At 44.0% G+C, this 16497-nt stretch carries 12 protein-coding genes; 6 read left to right on the top strand and 6 right to left on the bottom strand.

From position 1 onward, the window contains the following. Positions 1-76: 76 nt before the first annotated feature. Positions 77-1645: an N-acyl-D-amino-acid deacylase family protein gene (locus tag AAA943_RS15810; RefSeq protein ID WP_338225245.1), complete on the top strand. Its 1569-nt coding sequence runs from the start codon at positions 77-79 to the stop codon at positions 1643-1645. A gap of 18 nt (positions 1646-1663) precedes the next feature. Here the strand turns inward: AAA943_RS15810 and AAA943_RS15805 are convergent, their stop codons facing one another. Genes AAA943_RS15805 through AAA943_RS15795 form a run of 3 tightly spaced genes read right to left on the bottom strand, consistent with a single transcriptional unit; the run spans position 1664 to position 6938 of the window. Beyond that, the gene (locus tag AAA943_RS15805; RefSeq protein WP_338225244.1) at positions 1664-2542 is read right to left on the bottom strand and encodes a YicC/YloC family endoribonuclease; all 879 of its coding nucleotides are present in this window, start codon (positions 2540-2542) and stop codon (positions 1664-1666) included. 11 nt (positions 2543-2553) lie between these two features. Then, positions 2554-5853: a biopolymer transporter Tol gene (locus AAA943_RS15800; RefSeq protein WP_338225243.1), complete on the bottom strand. Its 3300-nt coding sequence runs from the start codon at positions 5851-5853 to the stop codon at positions 2554-2556. A 20-nt stretch (positions 5854-5873) separates the two neighbouring features. Continuing rightward, positions 5874-6938, bottom strand: coding sequence for an NAD(P)/FAD-dependent oxidoreductase (locus tag AAA943_RS15795; RefSeq protein ID WP_338225242.1), 1065 nt, complete (start codon positions 6936-6938; stop codon positions 5874-5876). On the opposite strand from AAA943_RS15795, the gene AAA943_RS15790 reads away from it, so the two are divergent. Genes AAA943_RS15790 through AAA943_RS15770 form a run of 5 tightly spaced genes read left to right on the top strand, consistent with a single transcriptional unit; the run spans position 6919 to position 14024 of the window. Then, a complete protein-coding gene (locus AAA943_RS15790) occupies positions 6919-7629 on the top strand; it encodes an MBL fold metallo-hydrolase (protein WP_338225241.1) in 711 nt (236 codons plus the stop codon). The two genes, AAA943_RS15795 and AAA943_RS15790, sit on opposite strands and share 20 nt — an antisense overlap. Then, a complete protein-coding gene (gene pssA, locus AAA943_RS15785) occupies positions 7626-8318 on the top strand; it encodes a CDP-diacylglycerol--serine O-phosphatidyltransferase (RefSeq protein ID WP_338225240.1) in 693 nt (230 codons plus the stop codon). Before AAA943_RS15790 ends, pssA begins: the two co-directional genes overlap by 4 nt. Continuing rightward, positions 8315-11545: a type IX secretion system sortase PorU gene (porU, locus tag AAA943_RS15780; protein ID WP_338225239.1), complete on the top strand. Its 3231-nt coding sequence runs from the start codon at positions 8315-8317 to the stop codon at positions 11543-11545. The genes pssA and porU overlap by 4 nt, the downstream gene beginning before the upstream one ends. Then, a complete protein-coding gene (gene porV, locus AAA943_RS15775) occupies positions 11542-12756 on the top strand; it encodes a type IX secretion system outer membrane channel protein PorV (protein WP_338225238.1) in 1215 nt (404 codons plus the stop codon). The genes porU and porV overlap by 4 nt, the downstream gene beginning before the upstream one ends. Continuing rightward, positions 12756-14024 carry a M16 family metallopeptidase gene (locus AAA943_RS15770; RefSeq protein WP_338225237.1) on the top strand — a complete coding sequence of 423 codons (1269 nt, stop codon included), beginning with the start codon at positions 12756-12758 and terminating at the stop codon, positions 14022-14024. The genes porV and AAA943_RS15770 overlap by 1 nt, the downstream gene beginning before the upstream one ends. Here the strand turns inward: AAA943_RS15770 and AAA943_RS15765 are convergent. The 3 genes from AAA943_RS15765 to AAA943_RS15755 are packed head-to-tail and all read right to left on the bottom strand — an operon-like array spanning position 14021 to position 16318. Then, on the bottom strand, positions 14021-14971 hold the full coding sequence (locus AAA943_RS15765; RefSeq protein WP_338225236.1) for a glycosyltransferase: 951 nt from the start codon (positions 14969-14971) through the stop codon (positions 14021-14023). The genes AAA943_RS15770 and AAA943_RS15765 overlap by 4 nt on opposite strands. 2 nt (positions 14972-14973) lie before the next feature. Then, positions 14974-15903, bottom strand: coding sequence for a hypothetical protein (locus AAA943_RS15760; RefSeq protein WP_338225235.1), 930 nt, complete (start codon positions 15901-15903; stop codon positions 14974-14976). Further along, positions 15884-16318, bottom strand: coding sequence for a sugar 3,4-ketoisomerase (locus AAA943_RS15755; protein WP_338225233.1), 435 nt, complete (start codon positions 16316-16318; stop codon positions 15884-15886). The genes AAA943_RS15760 and AAA943_RS15755 overlap by 20 nt, the downstream gene beginning before the upstream one ends. Between the last annotated feature and the right edge of the window lie 179 nt (positions 16319-16497).

Here is a 16497-nt window from a genome sequence, read left to right as displayed (position 1 = left end):
AAGACAAAGTCTGATCTACTGAGGTCAGACTTTTCTTTTTATATTCCTTTATACTTGACATTTCCTCCCAGACAAAATGAAAAATCGACTGGCCTTAATTCTATTTCTTTTCATTTTCAGTTGTTCCCAAAATCCTGAATTTGATCTGCTTATTCTCAATGGAACCATCTACGACGGTACTGGAAGCGATCCGATCAAGGGGGATATTGGAATCAAGGGCGATCGGATAATTGAAATCGGTAATTTGAAAAGCAAGAAAGCCGCCACCACTATCGATGCCATCGGGCTTGCGGTAAGCCCTGGTTTTATCGATATGCACACTCACTTGGAACCGCTTATGCAACTGCCTCAAGCAGAGAGCTTAGTCAGGCAAGGAGTTACTTTTGCACTTGGCGGTCCAGACGGCGGCGGACCCTGGCCTTTTGGACCCTATCTTGATTCTCTGGCCCAATTTCCCTTAGGATTGAATGTCGGCTACCTTGTGGGACATAATACAATACGGGAAGAGGTCTTGGGCATGGAAGACAGAAAGCCTAGCCAGGAAGAATTATCAAGAATGGAGTCCATGGTGGAAATTGCTATGGGAGAAGGGGCTTTCGGTATATCCACAGGATTGAAATACCTGCCAGGCACTTTTTCAGAAGTAGACGAAGTGATCGCACTTTCAAAAAAAGCGAGCGAGCAAGGTGGAATATATACTTCCCACCTCCGCGAGGAGGGATTGGGACTTTTGGAAGCAGTGAGGGAGGCTATTTTTATTTCTAGAGAGGCAAATATCCCAGTGATTCTTACTCATCATAAGGCCATAGGGGTGAAAATGTGGGGAGCCAGCGAAAAAACTTTGGCCCTGGTGGATTCTGCCCGGAATATCGGACTTGATATTCGAATTGACCAGTATCCTTATGCTGCCAGTCATACCGGACTCAGCGTCCTGATCCCAAGTTGGGCTTTGGAAGGAAATCAATTTAAAGAGAGAACAGAGGATCCAGAATTAAGGAAAAAGTTAAAAGAAGGCATAGAATACAACATTCTAAATGACCGGGGTGGAAGCGATTTACGTCGGATTCAGTTTTCAAGAGTATCCTGGAAAAAAGACCTAGAAGGAAAAACCCTTCACGATTGGGCTGTCGAATCTGGATTGGAACCTACCGTTTCCAACGGGGCTGAATTGGTGATTGAAGCCCAGCTTAGAGGTGGAACGGGGACTATTTATCATGCGATGGATGAGCAAGATGTGGAAAATATTATGAAGCATCCGATGACCATGATCGGTTCGGATGGGAGACTTAGCCAGCCCGGAGAAGGACATCCGCACCCCAGAGCCTACGGGACTTTTCCGAGAGTACTTGGTCTTTACAGCAGGGAAAAAAGTCTTTTTCCACTACAAACAGCTATTTACAAAATGACTGGACTCTCTGCAGAATCACTGGGACTGAAGGATAGAGGAATTTTGGAAAAAGGAAAGGTAGCTGATATCACGATCTTCAATCCGGAAACGGTCATTGACCAATCCACCTATATAGATCCTCACCAATACCCAAAAGGAATTGAATACGTGATTGTAAACGGAATTCCAGCAGTGGAAAACGCTGCAATGACAGGCAAAACACGAGGAAGGGTAATCCGAAAAACAGAAATTTATTAGAGAACAGGCAAGATCCGGTTAAAGTACATTCAGACTTTGTTCTTTGATCTTTTCCAGCTCGTCTTTCATTAAGATGACATGCTTTTGGATTTCTGCGTCATTGGCTTTAGATCCAATCGTATTGATTTCCCTTCCGATTTCCTGACTGATAAAGCCCAACTTCTTACCCTGCTGAGCATCTTCATTCATCGTCTTTTGGAAATAATTCAGGTGGGTCTCCAAGCGAACCAACTCTTCAGTGATGTCGATTTTTTCAAAGTAATAAATCAATTCCTGTTCAAATCGATTGGGATCGAAGGAATTTTCTTCCATCCACTGTGAAAAATGACCTTGGATGCGCTCTTGGATTCTTGCTTTACGGATCGGATCTTTGATTTTGATCTCCCCCAACTCTCTTCGAATCAACTCAATGTTTTCGTTTAGCTTTTCATAAAGCGCTTTGCCTTCATCTGCCCTAAATCCATCACACTTGACCAAGGCTTGCTTCAGTACTTGTTTCACCAAATCCCAATCTTCGTTTTCCTCTCTTTCCTGAGGAATGGAGTTGATCACATTGGGAGATTGAAGAGCCAATTTGAACAGGTCTGAAGGTTCTTCTCCGACTTCATTGGCCAAGGTTTTAAACTCCTGATAGTACGATTTGAAAAGTTCCTTATTGATGGTAACGGGAAGACTTTCAGCTCCTTTCGGCACAAATTCAATAGACACATTGACCTTTCCTCTGTCTAGGTGAGTTTGGACGAGTGTCCTGATTTCCGGCTCCTTGTCTGAAAATTGCCTTGGACTCCTCAGGGAAAGATCCAAAAACTTGGAATTAAGCGAACGGACTTCCACCTGAATGACCACTTGCTCATTCTCCAATCCAGCTACACCAAAGCCGGTCATTGACTTAATCATGATACTATTGCTTAGAAATTGTAGCCCAAGGTAAAATAAAACTTCAAGTCTTCCTGCTGATAATTGCGAACTGGTCGGGCCACATCAAATTTCACGTAGTAATTCAACAGCACGGTACGAAGACCTGCTCCATAACTCTGAAGCCAAGGGTTATTGAAGTTATTCAGAATAATCTCAAAAGGCGAACCTTCCGTATTGATCACCTCTGTGTTTTGATCATTGACTTTTTGCCATGGATTGAAATCATTCCAAGCCGATCCAATGTCATAGAAAGCTACCAATTGGAAATTCCGGATAAAATTGGAGGTGATATTGCCTCTGGTGAGGTAAGAAAATACAGGAAGTCTAAGCTCAGTGGTAAAGGTGAGGACATTTCTTCCTCTGATTTCATCATAATCATACCCTCGCAGATCCACAAATTCGGTAAACAAAAGATTGGAGTTTTCGAGTCCGGTAGGGTTCCTCACCGGAGAAGGCTCCGGTCGGTTGGAAGGCGGGTTGTAGTATTCATTAAACAGCCAATTGTCCATGCCCCCCACTAAATAATTCTGAGGATTGTTTCCCATAAAGGAGCCGTAAAACAGGCGGGAAGCTAAGACAATATTCTTGTGAATTCTCTGGAAGTTACGGACATCTACATACAGATTACTGAAAGAGCGATCCCCATGATTCATTCCTTGGTAATGGACAAAGCCCACTTTTCCCTTAAGTCCGGTGAAGGAATAAAGTCCCAAAGGCTGAGTACGGTCATAGACGAATTCCGCTTTGCCACCGACATAATTGACATCAAATCGATTCTGGTCGGGATCTTGGCCAAATATCAACGAATCTGGGTTCAGATTAAAGTATTGAGTCTTGGCTAAGAACGGAGCCAAATACACTCGTGAATTGATATTCAGCGGATAGCTCACGCCTAACTCTGTTTTGGTCAATGCATATTTTTGGACTGATATATCGCTTTCATTGGATCGGATGACTCTTCTGTCGAACCTTCCTCTGAGATCAAATCGATTCTTCAAATATTCATACTCAAACCAAATATCCCCACCCGAACTGAAATCCAAGGACTGCATGATTCCTCCCATAAACACATGGTTATCGAGGATGTCCGTCATTTTTCCATTGAGATTGATTCCAAATCCCCGGATTGGATCCACTACAAAGTGAGTATTGATGTTGTTGGTGAAAAACTGAGGCTCCATTTGTCTGGGACCGGAAACCCTCTTTGTCATGCTTTGCTTGCGAAATGCCTCGAGAAGATTACTTCTTCCCGTCTCAGTCCTACTTACGGTTTCTTGGACATTCACTCGTTGTGGAAGGGTATCAAACTGATAATTTTCTGTATTGATTCCTCTTTTGTTATCAAATCTCAAGCGATCCAAGCTGATGGAAGAGGTACCGCTTCTGGTGGTATCTATTTTCGCATTGTCTATGGGAGCAGCAATCGGTTCCTGCAAAGGAGAAGGCTCTTCTTTGGCTTGATTGGTTCTCGCCTCCAGCAGTCTCCTTGCAGCCAATCGCTCATTCAATTCTTTGGCTTGGGCAAGCTGAATTCTTGGCGTACTGGGGGTAAATTGGTCAGCACCACTGTAGCTCTCCACGAACAACTCTGCCGATTTGCCATCCCGAACCGCATAGGCAATTTTGTTCATGCGGCTATTGACGTCAAAGACTTCTATACTCTTCCCCAAAGCAGAGATTTGATTGGAGACTTGATTTCCGATATTCAATTTCATCAGATTATTGATTCCGCTCAAATCACTCAGGTAAACCATCGTGTTGTTGTTTACCTTTCTGGGCATGAGGTTTTTGCTGTTCGAGTTGGTCAGTTTGGTGAAAATAGTCGTGTCTTTCAAAACCTGAACCATATACAGATTGTACAAATCGGGCAATACCTTAATATCCGGAGTGGCCGTTAGGACCGAATCAGGTAGCTCGGTGAAATTGGTGGAATAAATTATGGTAGAGTCATTCAAAAAGGCCGGAGTTAAATCATCAAAAAGATCATTGGTCAACCTTTTGCCCTGACCACGGACATTCAGGGTGTAGATATCCGATCTGCCATTGGAAATAGCAGAAAGAACCATATTCCTGCCGGATTCATTGAAATCCAAGCTGGTGATTTGGGTAATGTTTCTTAGGAAAATTTTATCCTGGGAAGAACCATCAATAGAACGGAGACGAAGGGTCGTGATTCCTCTTTTGAATGAAGCTATGGCGATGTTAGCAGAATCTCTCCACGCAATTATCGGAGAACCCGTATTGGGAGGAAGCTCATCGTACGAAGCACCGCCGGTGAAAATGGTTTGTTCCAATCCAGAAGACAAGTCCCGCACGATGACTTTGAATTTACCAGAATTGTTGACCACATAGGCAAGATTCAACCCATCAGGACTGAATTTGATATCTGAAATAGCGCCCTGAGTTCGTGAAGAGGTGGAAGCAATGGCGGAGTTGGGATTCACATCTTTGAAACCGGAATACACGGGTTCATTGATTTTGAGATAAAAATTTTTCCAATCATCAAAAAACTGCTTCACATTTAGCCCTATCGTATTGGAAATGCTGTTTTCCTCATTTCTGTTTATTCTCGATAGATTCAAAATGCTGGAGATGTACCTTCTCCCGTATTTTTCCGCAATAAAATTCCAAATGGACTGCCCTACCAAGGCGGCATCCGCGCCGGAAAGGTTCAAAATCTTAGGATTGGAGTTTTCTTTCAGATAATACCTTAAAAAATCATCCATTTCTCTGCTCCATCCTTTGGCAAGAAAAAGAGCAACACCATCGATATACCATTCTGGAAAATCATTAACCAGATTAGCCTGGAATGCATCCGACACAGAAGCTCCGTAGAGCATTTCTTTGATGATGACCTTGGTGGTGGCATAAATCAGATCTTCTTTAAACTGGTCAATTCGCCCTTTGTAAGCAAGTTCTGCGATAAGTCGGGTAAATTTGGTCTGCCCATCGATGGTATACTGCTGCTGATTAAGGTCCAGATTACTTTGGAGCCTCTCCTCAGGAGAATTGTAGATATATATTTTTGGTTTGGTGTAGGCTACATATCCAATGCTTTGGGTGATTCTGTCAAATTCTGACTCCAAATACTCTATCGCCATTTTGGCATTGGGTCCGCCCCGGTCGTAATAATAGACCTCAAAATTATTGGAGGAATAGAAATACCAATTGATTTCTTTGTGTTGCACCCTATTTTTACCAAAACGCTCCTGGTCAAATTGTGCCCAGGCAAGCTCTCCTGAACCCAGGAAAAAACATAGGATAAGAAGTCGAAAGACCAGTAATCGCATTCTTAGTGATTTGAACGGTTTTAAATATACTTAAAATACCTTTTGATATCCACTTCAGCCAATAAGGGTTGGTTTTGTAAAAGATAAGCGGTCATCATTTGACTAAAATAGGGAATTAATGACACTCCTTTAGCCCCAAAACCATTGAATATGTAAACGCCATCTTCTCCAGGATGTTTTCCCAAAAAAGGCTTTCTGTCTTTGGTCGCAGGACGTATTCCCGATCGGTGACTTTTCACCCCCTTTACAGCAGGTTTGACCAGTTTCTCGAGCTTTTCCAAAAGCTCATTTTTTGCAGTATCGGTGGGACCTTGGTCCAAATCATGCCAGGTGTAGGTAGACCCCACCCGAAAAAGCCCTTTTCCCAGAGGAACCCGGAAGACCCCGCGATTGACAATCCATCCCGGATCAAAATCCTGAAAAACCTCCAGAATTTCTCCTTTGACCGGAGCGAAAGGCAGAACGCCAAAGAAACGGGATTTTAGCTCTCCAAGTCCTCCACAATAGATAAGGGATTGGGTAAGGATACCTTTATACTCCCACCCTTTCTTGGTTTTGACCAATTCTTTTTCCTCAAACCAATCTAATATCAACCTTTCTCCTAAAAATCCGGCAAAACCATCCAGATATACGGGGATATCCAGCCATCCGGACTTCTTCAAAAGGACCCCTCCATAGGAATCTCTCAATTCGGATGATTGACTGCAAGTGGGGATACGCTCCAAAAACAAGTCAACCATCGGATCACTTGAGTGCCCCATCCACTCATTTTGCTCCTCTATCGTGAGAAAAGGCCGGTAAATAGGAAATTCATGGAGAAATTTCTTCCCGATTACCAGCTCCAACTCTCGGTAAAAAGGCACAATTTCAGGAAAAAGATGCTCTGCCATCCAGGATTTGACCATTTTTTTCCCGGTCACCGGATTGTACAATCCGGCGGCAATCCGGCTGCTTTGGTTGTTTTTGGGTTGATCAATCACGATGACTTTTTTCCCGGCCAGCAATAGCCTGTAGGCCATCGCACTGCCAGCCAAACCCTGTCCGATAATCAAAAAATCAATTTCCATGACCAAAAGTAAGTCCATATTTCTTTATTTTGCCGACTTTCAGCGGACTTTTACCATGCTTTCGATTCACTCCTTTACTTTCAATCCTTTCCAAGAAAACACTTATCTTATCCATGATGAAAATGGAGTGGCTGCCCTTATTGATCCGGGTTGTCATGAGCCGGGGGAAAAAGCAGAGTTGACCGAGTTTATCGAGAGGCATCAATTGGATCTCGTTTTGCTTTTGAATACGCATTGTCATATCGACCATGTGTTGGGTAATGCCTGGGCAAAGCGTAAATGGGGGATTCCGCTTTGGATTCATGAGAAGGAAATCCCCGTACTCAAATCTGTTGAAGTCTATGCGCCTAATTATGGGTTTCATGGATACGAAGGTGCTACTCCAGATCATTTTCTTCAAGAAGGACAGGTGATTACCCTAGGAGAGGAGGAGATTAAAGTCCTATTTGTGCCGGGACATTCACCCGGTCATGTGGTTTTTTACCACGAACCCAGCAAACGATGCCTCGGTGGAGACACGCTGTTCAAAGGAAGCATAGGGCGAAGTGATCTCCCTGGAGGAAATCACGCTCAGCTGCTTTCCAAAATAAAAAGTGAACTCTTCACTCTTCCAGAGGAAACAGTGGTCTTTCCCGGACACGGGCCAGAGACCACCATTCAATTTGAAAAAAGAAACAACCCCTTCGTGGGAGAAAAAGTAAGCTATTGACTATACTGAGACATATTCCCAACTTCATCACCCTTCTCAATCTGCTAACGGGAGTATTGGGGATCATTGCCGTGCTCGAAGGGAAGGTACTTCATGCCGCCACTTATGTCTTGCTTGCCGCAGCCTTGGACTTTTTGGATGGGTTGCTTGCCCGCCTGCTGAACGTACAGAGTGGAATCGGGAAAGAATTGGACTCGCTCGCCGATGTCGTTTCTTTTGGAGTGCTTCCAGGAATTGTCCTGTTCCGAATGACCTTGGGTAGCACTACCTGGGATTGGCTTCCCTATTTCACGCTGATTGTCCCTATGCTTTCAGCCTATCGACTTGCCAAGTTTAATCTGGACACCAGGCAAAATGATCGGTTTATCGGTCTTCCCACTCCAGCAAATGCACTGTTTATCAGTACCTTACCCCATCTTGCGTTACTTTGGCCAAAAATCGGAATTTGGATCACTGGCCCCGTTTCCCTGCTGTTTATTGCTTGGTTTTTTTCGATTTTATTGGTTGCTGAGCTTCCATTGATCGCTCTGAAGTTTAAACATTTCAGATTTTCGGGAAATCAGTTTAGATTTCTTCTGGTCGGAGTAAGTTTTTTGGCTTTTGGGCTATTTCAGCTCGCGGGAATCCCGCTAATCATTTTAACTTACATCCTACTATCGATTGCAGAAAATTTAGGGACAAGTGAATGAGGCGAAGATATTGGGTGTTGGTTTTCATCTTTTTTGCTCTTAATTACCAAAGAGCCTCAGCCCAATTTTTTGAGTTTGAAATCAAAGAATCAGGAGTTTATAAATTATCCGGAGAAAAAGCCCGATCGCTTGGCCTTGGTGATTTGTCCCAAATCAGCTTTTTCGGATATCCGGGTATGCTCCCTCAAAAACTGGATTCGACCCAACTCCAACTTCTGGAAATCCCCTCTTGGCGATCCGAAGACGAGCTTTGGGTTTTTCTCCAAGGTCCACATACGATAGCATTGGACTCTACCGGAGACATTCACTATCAGCATCACCTCTATTCCAATGCTTTAAGCTATTGGATAGGGAAAAATAATGATCCCAAACGGATTGCCAGGGAAGAATTTACAGAATCGACTCTCCCCTCCCCTGATTTTCTCTATCAATTGTATCCCTACAAAGAGGAAAAAACCAACCTTCTGGATTCAGGACGAGATTGGTATTCCCTTCCTATCCGTCAGGGACAAAGCCTGAATATCAACTTTGGGCTTACCTCCGAGGCTTCTGCTCCTTGGCTGATTCAAGGGCGCAGCATGGCCCAATCTTCCTCATCCTCGCTGATTCGAATCTTGTCGGGCAACACACTTCTTGAGGAAATTGAGTTTCTCCCGATTCCAAACACCCTTTACGGGATCAAAGGCCGAGAACAAAAGTTTTCCTTTACAATTTCTCCTTCAGACAATCGCCTTTCTCAGCTTCGATTTACCTATCAAGCATCAGTCTCCAACTCTTCTGGCTATTTGGATTACGTGGCAGTTGGCGCTCCTCGAACTCCGAATGAATGGAGAAACGGAATTTTCCACAGCATCTCACCCGTCCGATTTACCCTTCCCAATGCTGGTGTAGCTTGGGAAATCACGGATTTTTTTCACCCCATTGCCTCAGCTCAAAATGTAGCCTCCGGAAAGAAGTGGGCTATATTCAGTCCTGATCAAATCCCTGAAATCGAATCTGTTCGAGAAGTCACGCTGAGCAGAAGATTGCAGCCTTCAGAGTCAGAATTGTTGATTATTGCTTCGGAAGACCTCTTGAGTTCGGCCAGAAAACTTCAAGCACACAAGCAATCCTTGGGGGTTTCGACAGAGGTTGTTCCGGTAAATGAAATCTACAAAGAATTTGGGTACGGAAATCCAGACCTCACCGCAATCCGCAACTTTATAGCCTGGGAATATCATCAGGGAAAAGTGCTGAAAAATGTGCTGGTACTTGGGAAGGGCACTTTTGATTATAAGGGAATTTTGGGAGGAAGGCCAAATCTGCTTCCAATTTACACCAGTAGAAGCAGCCTAAATCCACTGACTACCTATAGTTCGGATGATTATCTGGGATTGATAGAATGGGGACAAGGTCAATGGGAAGAAAACCGAGAAGGAGACGAACGGATGCAAATCGGAGTGGGCAGGATTCCTGCAATTTCGCATGCAGAAGCAAACGAAATCGTCGAGAAAATCATCCGATACGAAACCGACCCACTTCCAGGCAAGTGGAAGCATCGACTCAGCTTTTTGGCAGATGACGCGGACAACAACATCCACATGAGGGACGCGGAGGCACATATAGCCTACCTTGAAGAAAATCATCCGGGATTTCTAGCCCAGAAGCTTTACCTCGACCGGTTTGAACAAGTAAACAGCTCAGGAAGCCAATCCTCACCTGCTGCCAAAGAAGCGCTGCAAAAGGCTTTGGATGAAGGCACTCTCCTGCTGAACTTCATCGGACATGGCAACGAAACTACCCTGACTGCCGAAGAAATTTTCCAGGTCAGTGACCTTCCAAACTGGCCAAAACAGCCCTTTCTGCCCATTTGGATGACAGCTACCTGCGAATTTGGCAGACATGACAGCCCTTTTATCCGGTCAGCAGCTGAAGAACTCCTTTTTGCTGAACAAAAGGGAGGAATTGCACTTTTGACTACAGGAAGACCCGTTTTCAGCAGTGTCAACTTTACTTTGAACAAGGAATTCATCGAAGAATTGCTTGCCTCAGAAGAAGGGCGATACCAAGATTTGGGCACTATTTTCAAAAACACAAAAAATCAAAGTCTAAACGGTCCTCTAAACAGAAACTTCTCCCTTTTAGGCGATCCGAGTTTGAGGCTTCCCCTTCCCGAACTACAGGTGTCAATAGGAAAAATAAGTCAGCCCGATTCAGAAAACGAAACAGACACCCTTACTGCTCAACAGGAATACGAGCTTTTTGCTCAGGTGGTGGACCCTCTCACTGGGGCGATTCAGCCCACTTTTCAAGGGGAGTATCAGCTGGAAATCCGGGATAAACCTGTGAACAAATCCACCTTGGGAGATGAAAACAGCCCCTTCGGTTTTTCGGAGGAAAGCACCTTGCTGGTTCAGGGGAAAGGTAAGGTGGTGGAAGGAAAGCTTGTGGCCAAGATTTTTGTTCCAAAAAACATGGACTTGAATTGGGGTGAAGGGAAAATTCGGATTTGGGCGGCTTCCGATTCCGATGTGGAAGCTTTTGGAAGTGAGCGAAAAAAAATGGGTGGCATCGCTGCTGACCCCACAAGTGACAGAGAAGGCCCTGAAATAACCATTTTTCCAGGAGGAATGACATCCCCGCCTTACTTGTTTAATGCGCCCAGCATAGGCATAGTTGTCCATTTGGAGGACCCGAGCGGAATCAATATTTCGGATTTGGTTTCTCAGGAATTATTGACCATCCAGGTGAACGAAGAGGCACCTGTTTATGTGGGCAGACGGTTCGAAGCCGTAGAAGGAGGATTTTCGAAGGGCTCATTTTCTATCCGGATTTCAGGCCTGAAAGAAGGAAAAAATCTAATTCGAGTCAGGGCTTGGGACAACGTAGGCAACGGGAGTGAAAAACAAATCGAGATTCAGGTAGAAGGGAGTAAGGAACTTCGGATTCTCACGCATTTGGTTTTTCCCAATCCTGCCACAGAGGTGGCTAATTTTCGATTGAGTCACAATCGACCCGGCGAAAACTTAATGCTCACGTTTCAAGTTTATAATTTGTTGGGTCAGATACTTCTTTCGGAATCCTATCGTTTAGTGAGGGCAGAAGAAACTATCGGGGATTTGTCCTGGTTTTTTTTCCAAAGTCAAACAAAATATCCAGCAAAAGGAACTTATATTTACAAATTAACGCTTCAATCAGAGTCGGATTTTAACTTCGACTCCAAAAGCGGGAAATTAGTTATCAGATGAAAATAAAGGCCATTTTCCTTAGGCAAAGCTCCTTATTCCTTTTCTTTTTCCTAATTGGTTTCTCCACTTTTGGGCAAAACAGCGTGATCATTTCCGGTCAAGACCCCAATCGACGGGTGATAACCACGGCAGTCCCTTTTTTGAATTTTGCACCTGATTCCAGACACTCCGGGATGGGTGATGTAGGGGTAGCAACCTCTCCAGACGCCAATTCTGCCCATTGGAATTCAGGAAAATTGGCTTTCATCAAGGATGATTTAGGTTTTTCACTTTCGTATTCTCCCTGGTTGGGAAAACTGGTCAATGACATGTCTCTCAGCTACCTGACCGGGTTCAAACGTATCGATGAAAACTCCGCATTTGGCTTTGACCTTCGGTATTTCAATATGGGAGATATTCAGTTGACTGATGGCCGAGGTAATGACGTGGGAGAATTCAATCCCAGGGATATTTCCATAGGCGGTACCTATTCCAGAAAACTTTCTCAAAATTTTGGACTGGGTATTTCTGCCCGATTCATCTATTCCAATCTTTCGGGTAACATCTCTTCTTCCGGAGGCAACGAAGCCCGTGCCGGTATCGGTGTAGGCGCTGATATTGGATTGTATTATCAAAAACCAACCCTGATTGGTTCCAAAGAGGGTACTTGGGCTTGGGGTTTGTCCATCACCAACATAGGACCCAAAATCACTTACAACAGTGCGGAGGATTTGGATTACATTCCCACCAACTTCCGAATAGGAACCTCTTACGGTATTTTCCTCAACCCAAACAACAAAATCACTTTCTCTCTGGACTTCAACAAACTGATGGTTCCTACCCCTCCGGTGTATGCCACCAATGACGACGGAACATTGGCCACGGATGAAAATGGAGACCTGATTATCGAAGCAGGCAAAGATCCCAACCGACCGTTGATATCAGGCATGTTCGGCTCATTCTCTGATGCTCCTGGTGGATTTGAAGAGGAAATGCAAGAATTCTCTATTTCATTTGGAGCAGAATATGTGTATGCTGAAAAGTTTGCCTTTCGTACCGGATATTTTTATGAAAACCCATCCAAAGGAGGAAGACGCTATTTCACCGTTGGTCTAGGTCTTGACATCAATCGAATCGGGATTGATTTTTCGTATTTGGTCCCGCAAATTCAAAACCACCCCCTCGCCGAAACCCTTCGATTTACCCTCCTCTATACCATTTCCAATAATTAATGCTGGATAGGACCCAGGCCCCAAAATTCCATCTGCCGGAGGACTTTACGCTCAGTGATCCTGTAAAATGGCTCACTCCATCTGGAGTTCCTGTCTTTTACTTTCGTACCCCATTACTTGAGGCAGTTAAAATCGAAATCGTATCCAAAGGAGCAAGAAAACATCTGCCTTTATCTAAAAATCTGGTTCCTTCCTTTACCTTGCAACTCCTCACCGAAGGAACCCATAGCCAAACAGAGAATCAACTTTCCGAATTCTTTGATTTTTATGCCAGCGAAGTCCAGCCTTCTTCTGGTTTTTCAAGGGAAGGAATCAGTCTTCTGACTACCAAAAAACACTTAACTACCGTCCTGCCAGTTTTTTTATCGCTCTTAACGGAAGCTAATTTCCCAGAAGAAAAGCTGAAAAAAAAGAAGTCCTTAAGAAAGCTCGGGCTCAAACTGGAGAGAGAAAAGACTTCCTCCAGAGCCTCACAGTTATTCAGGATGGCTCTTTTTGGACCTAATCACCCGTATGGACTGGAAATAAACGAGGCACATATTGATGAGGTCAGCAGGCAGGATCTTTTGGATTACCGGGATCAGATTCTCTGGAATGAAGCCGAAATTTTCATTAGTGGAGATTTTTCCCTGTCTGAATTAAATGAGCTTAACGGAAGATTGGAACAGGTACCCTATGTCAGGTTTGTGGAACCAGCCTGGACCGAGGAAATTCAGCAGCGTTTTGCTCTTTCGGAAGAACGTCCACAGGCCTTCCAAACCAGTATCCGAATAGGAGCTTGGTCAATCCCCAAAAATCATCCCGACTATTTCCCCCTCTCAGTTTTCAATACGGTATTAGGCGGGTATTTTGGTTCTCGACTCATCAAAAATATCCGGGAAGACAAAGGACATACCTATGGCATTTCTTCCTCCTTGGGCGAAATTGATGATTTCCCTTATTGGAGTATCGCTGCAGATGTCCAGAAACAGTTCAAAAAGGAAGTTTTGGAGGAAATAAGAAAGGAAATTCACCTGTTGTCCAGTCAATTAATCGCTCCCGATGAGCTGGAATTGGTGAGGAATTACTTAATCGGACAAATGGTCGGCCGGTTCAGTACTTCCTTTGATTGGGTAGACCGCTACAAAAGCGTTCACTTTTCCGGGCTGGATTTCTCTTTTTATCGAAAAAAGATGGAATTTTTGAGATCGTTTGATGCCGAAGAGATCCTCGAAAAAGGAAGTAAGTATTTTACAGAGGCTCCGGTCATCGAAATCACCGTAGGCTAGGTCAGCTTCTCATAAAGCCAAGAAATATCCCATCGTTTCTTGGCCCAAAAGCGGAACAATTTGAATCTCAAACTCCGCATTCCTATCCGGCCTCCCAGCTCGGCCAACTCCCTGGCAGAATCAAAATTAGCTGACCAAAGTGCGTGCTTGAGTTCATACATGACCCGTTCTCCCAAAGCCTTGTTTTCTTCCTCGGATTGATTCATTGCTTCAATTTTCAAACAGACCTTGACCGTGGTCGGAAGCATTTTGGAATCATAGCGCTTGTATTGCCCTTCAGACATGGAAGCGGCATGTTTTCTTTTCAACACTCCGATGTGATCGGAAAAAACCAAAGGATAATTACGGGCCAAACGCACCTGCACATCAAAATCCTCGTAAAACAGCTCTTCATCATAGCCTCCATTTCGCCTGAGAATATCCGTGTGGAAAACCATGGTGGGTGAACAAATGAAATTCCTCTTCACCAAGGTCTCATAGATATTAGTCAGAAGTACTTCCTCTTTCAAATCTCCTGCCTGATTTCTTGGATAAAAGGTGGAAATCTCATTGATCTGATTCAGGATGTAAGCATCAGAGAAACTGAAGGCGGCAAAGGGAGCAACTCTCAACTCCTGAACACTTCTGGAAATATGGTCGGGAAAAAGCACGTCATCCCCTGAAAGGTCCACTAGATATTTTCCCTTAGCCTTAATCAGGTAGTCATTAAAAAGTTGACAATAGGGCTTTTGCTCATTTAGGAAGTGCGTGGAAACCGACAGAAAGGAGGCATTTTGACTCAGCCAAAACTTAATCTTTTCCACCGTCCCATCAGTACTTCCATTGTCAATTATGATCAATTCTTTATAATAATATTCTTGCTCTTTTACGCTTGCTAGGGTCTCTTCTATCCATTTTTCCTGGTTATAAGTGATGCAAATGATGGTGACTAACTCTTCAGCTTCCATAGTCAGATTGTGCGGCTCCAGGTGATTTTGATACTAATATCGTTGGAAAACCTGGATTTAAAGTGAATCAAGTTGTGGTTGGGACCCTCATTCAAGTCCGAAGAGCCCAAATCCACCTCATTTACCTTAAGTTCACTGGCCAGGAAAAAAAACTTGGCCAAAAGAAGATCCCCAAGATTTTTTACTTCTGATTTGGGATTAATGGCAGAAAGAAAATAATAAAGGCAATCTTCAGTCAGCAATACTCCTAAGGCATGGGCTATCGATTGTTTATTTTTCAAAATAGAAACCAAAAAGTACCGCTCAGGAAACTCAGATACCTGCTGAATCAATCTCCCCTCTTCAAAAGTGACCGAATACCCCTTTTGAGCATTCCAATTTCTGATCTCCTCCAAAAATCCAAAATTTTGAATCGGCCCAATCATAGCCTTCAATCCCGATTCTTTGAATTTTGAGGACCATTTCATCTGTTGATCTTGAGCAAACTTTTTGATTTTCTTCTTGCCACAGAGAAAATGATGACTTACTACTTTTTCCACCGAGAAGCCGGTCTTAAACAACAAATACTGGATTAGATCAATCTCTTCACCATAGGGTTTGGGTGGCTGCACCAATAGGATTTTTCGAACTTTCCTCAATCGGAGATTTTCCACCACGGCATTCAAAAAAGCTTCCAGGGATGCCGAGCTGAGCTTTTCTTCCATCCAAATCCCTCCAAAAGGAGCATGAGGTAAGGAAACGGCCCGCCCATCTTGCGAAAGGGCAAAAGTCACTCCAGCTTTTATCCTTTCTTTTTTGACCCATTGGAAATCCAAAAGCTCCGGATACCCCGGCATAGGAAACTTCCTTAGGAAATAGGAAAATGTACCTTCAGCCGCAGAAGCCACACGAAGAAGGTAGGGGTTGCTCACTTCATTTTTGTATGCTTCCAAAGTCTTTCTTATCTCTGATATAGTCCGATTCGTCAAATTCCCGGTCAGCCAAGCCCAACAAGACCGCACCGGAGGAAAACTCCACCTCCACCCAATTCATGGGAGGCACGTATAAGCCCTCTGATGGGGAAGAAAGCTCAAACTGAGTTACCTCACCATTCAGGCCTTCTACCCTAATCTGGAGTTGTCCATTCATAGCCACAAGGAGCTGCGACTCCTGATAATGTGCATGCTTTCCTCTGATTTCTCCTTGGGCTACCCCGCAAATCCAGAAGCTTCTTTTGATCCCTTGAGGAAAAAGCGGAGAATCGTCCCAGAAGTAGATATTGCCTGAGGCATTTTCCAAACCTGGAATAGCCAACATTCTTGGAACTCGTTCCTGCTTGGAATCTTTGGGTGAAACCGATCGAATCATAGCTAAAATTAAGACAAAAGGCTTGAAGGTGACATTAGCGAAAGGTTAAATTTATAATTTACTGATCTTGGTGGAGCCTGTAGTCATTGGGGAAAATTCTGCTGAGGAAGAATTTACCAATTCGAACTCGCCACAGAAGGAAATCAAGACAAAGGAAGTGATGCAGGCCCAAGTCCCAA

Source organism: Algoriphagus confluentis (assembly GCF_036245625.1).
GTDB lineage: Bacteria > Bacteroidota > Bacteroidia > Cytophagales > Cyclobacteriaceae > Algoriphagus > Algoriphagus confluentis.
Note: the sequence above shows the minus strand (reverse complement) of the source record. Positions and strands in the feature narration are given on the sequence as shown.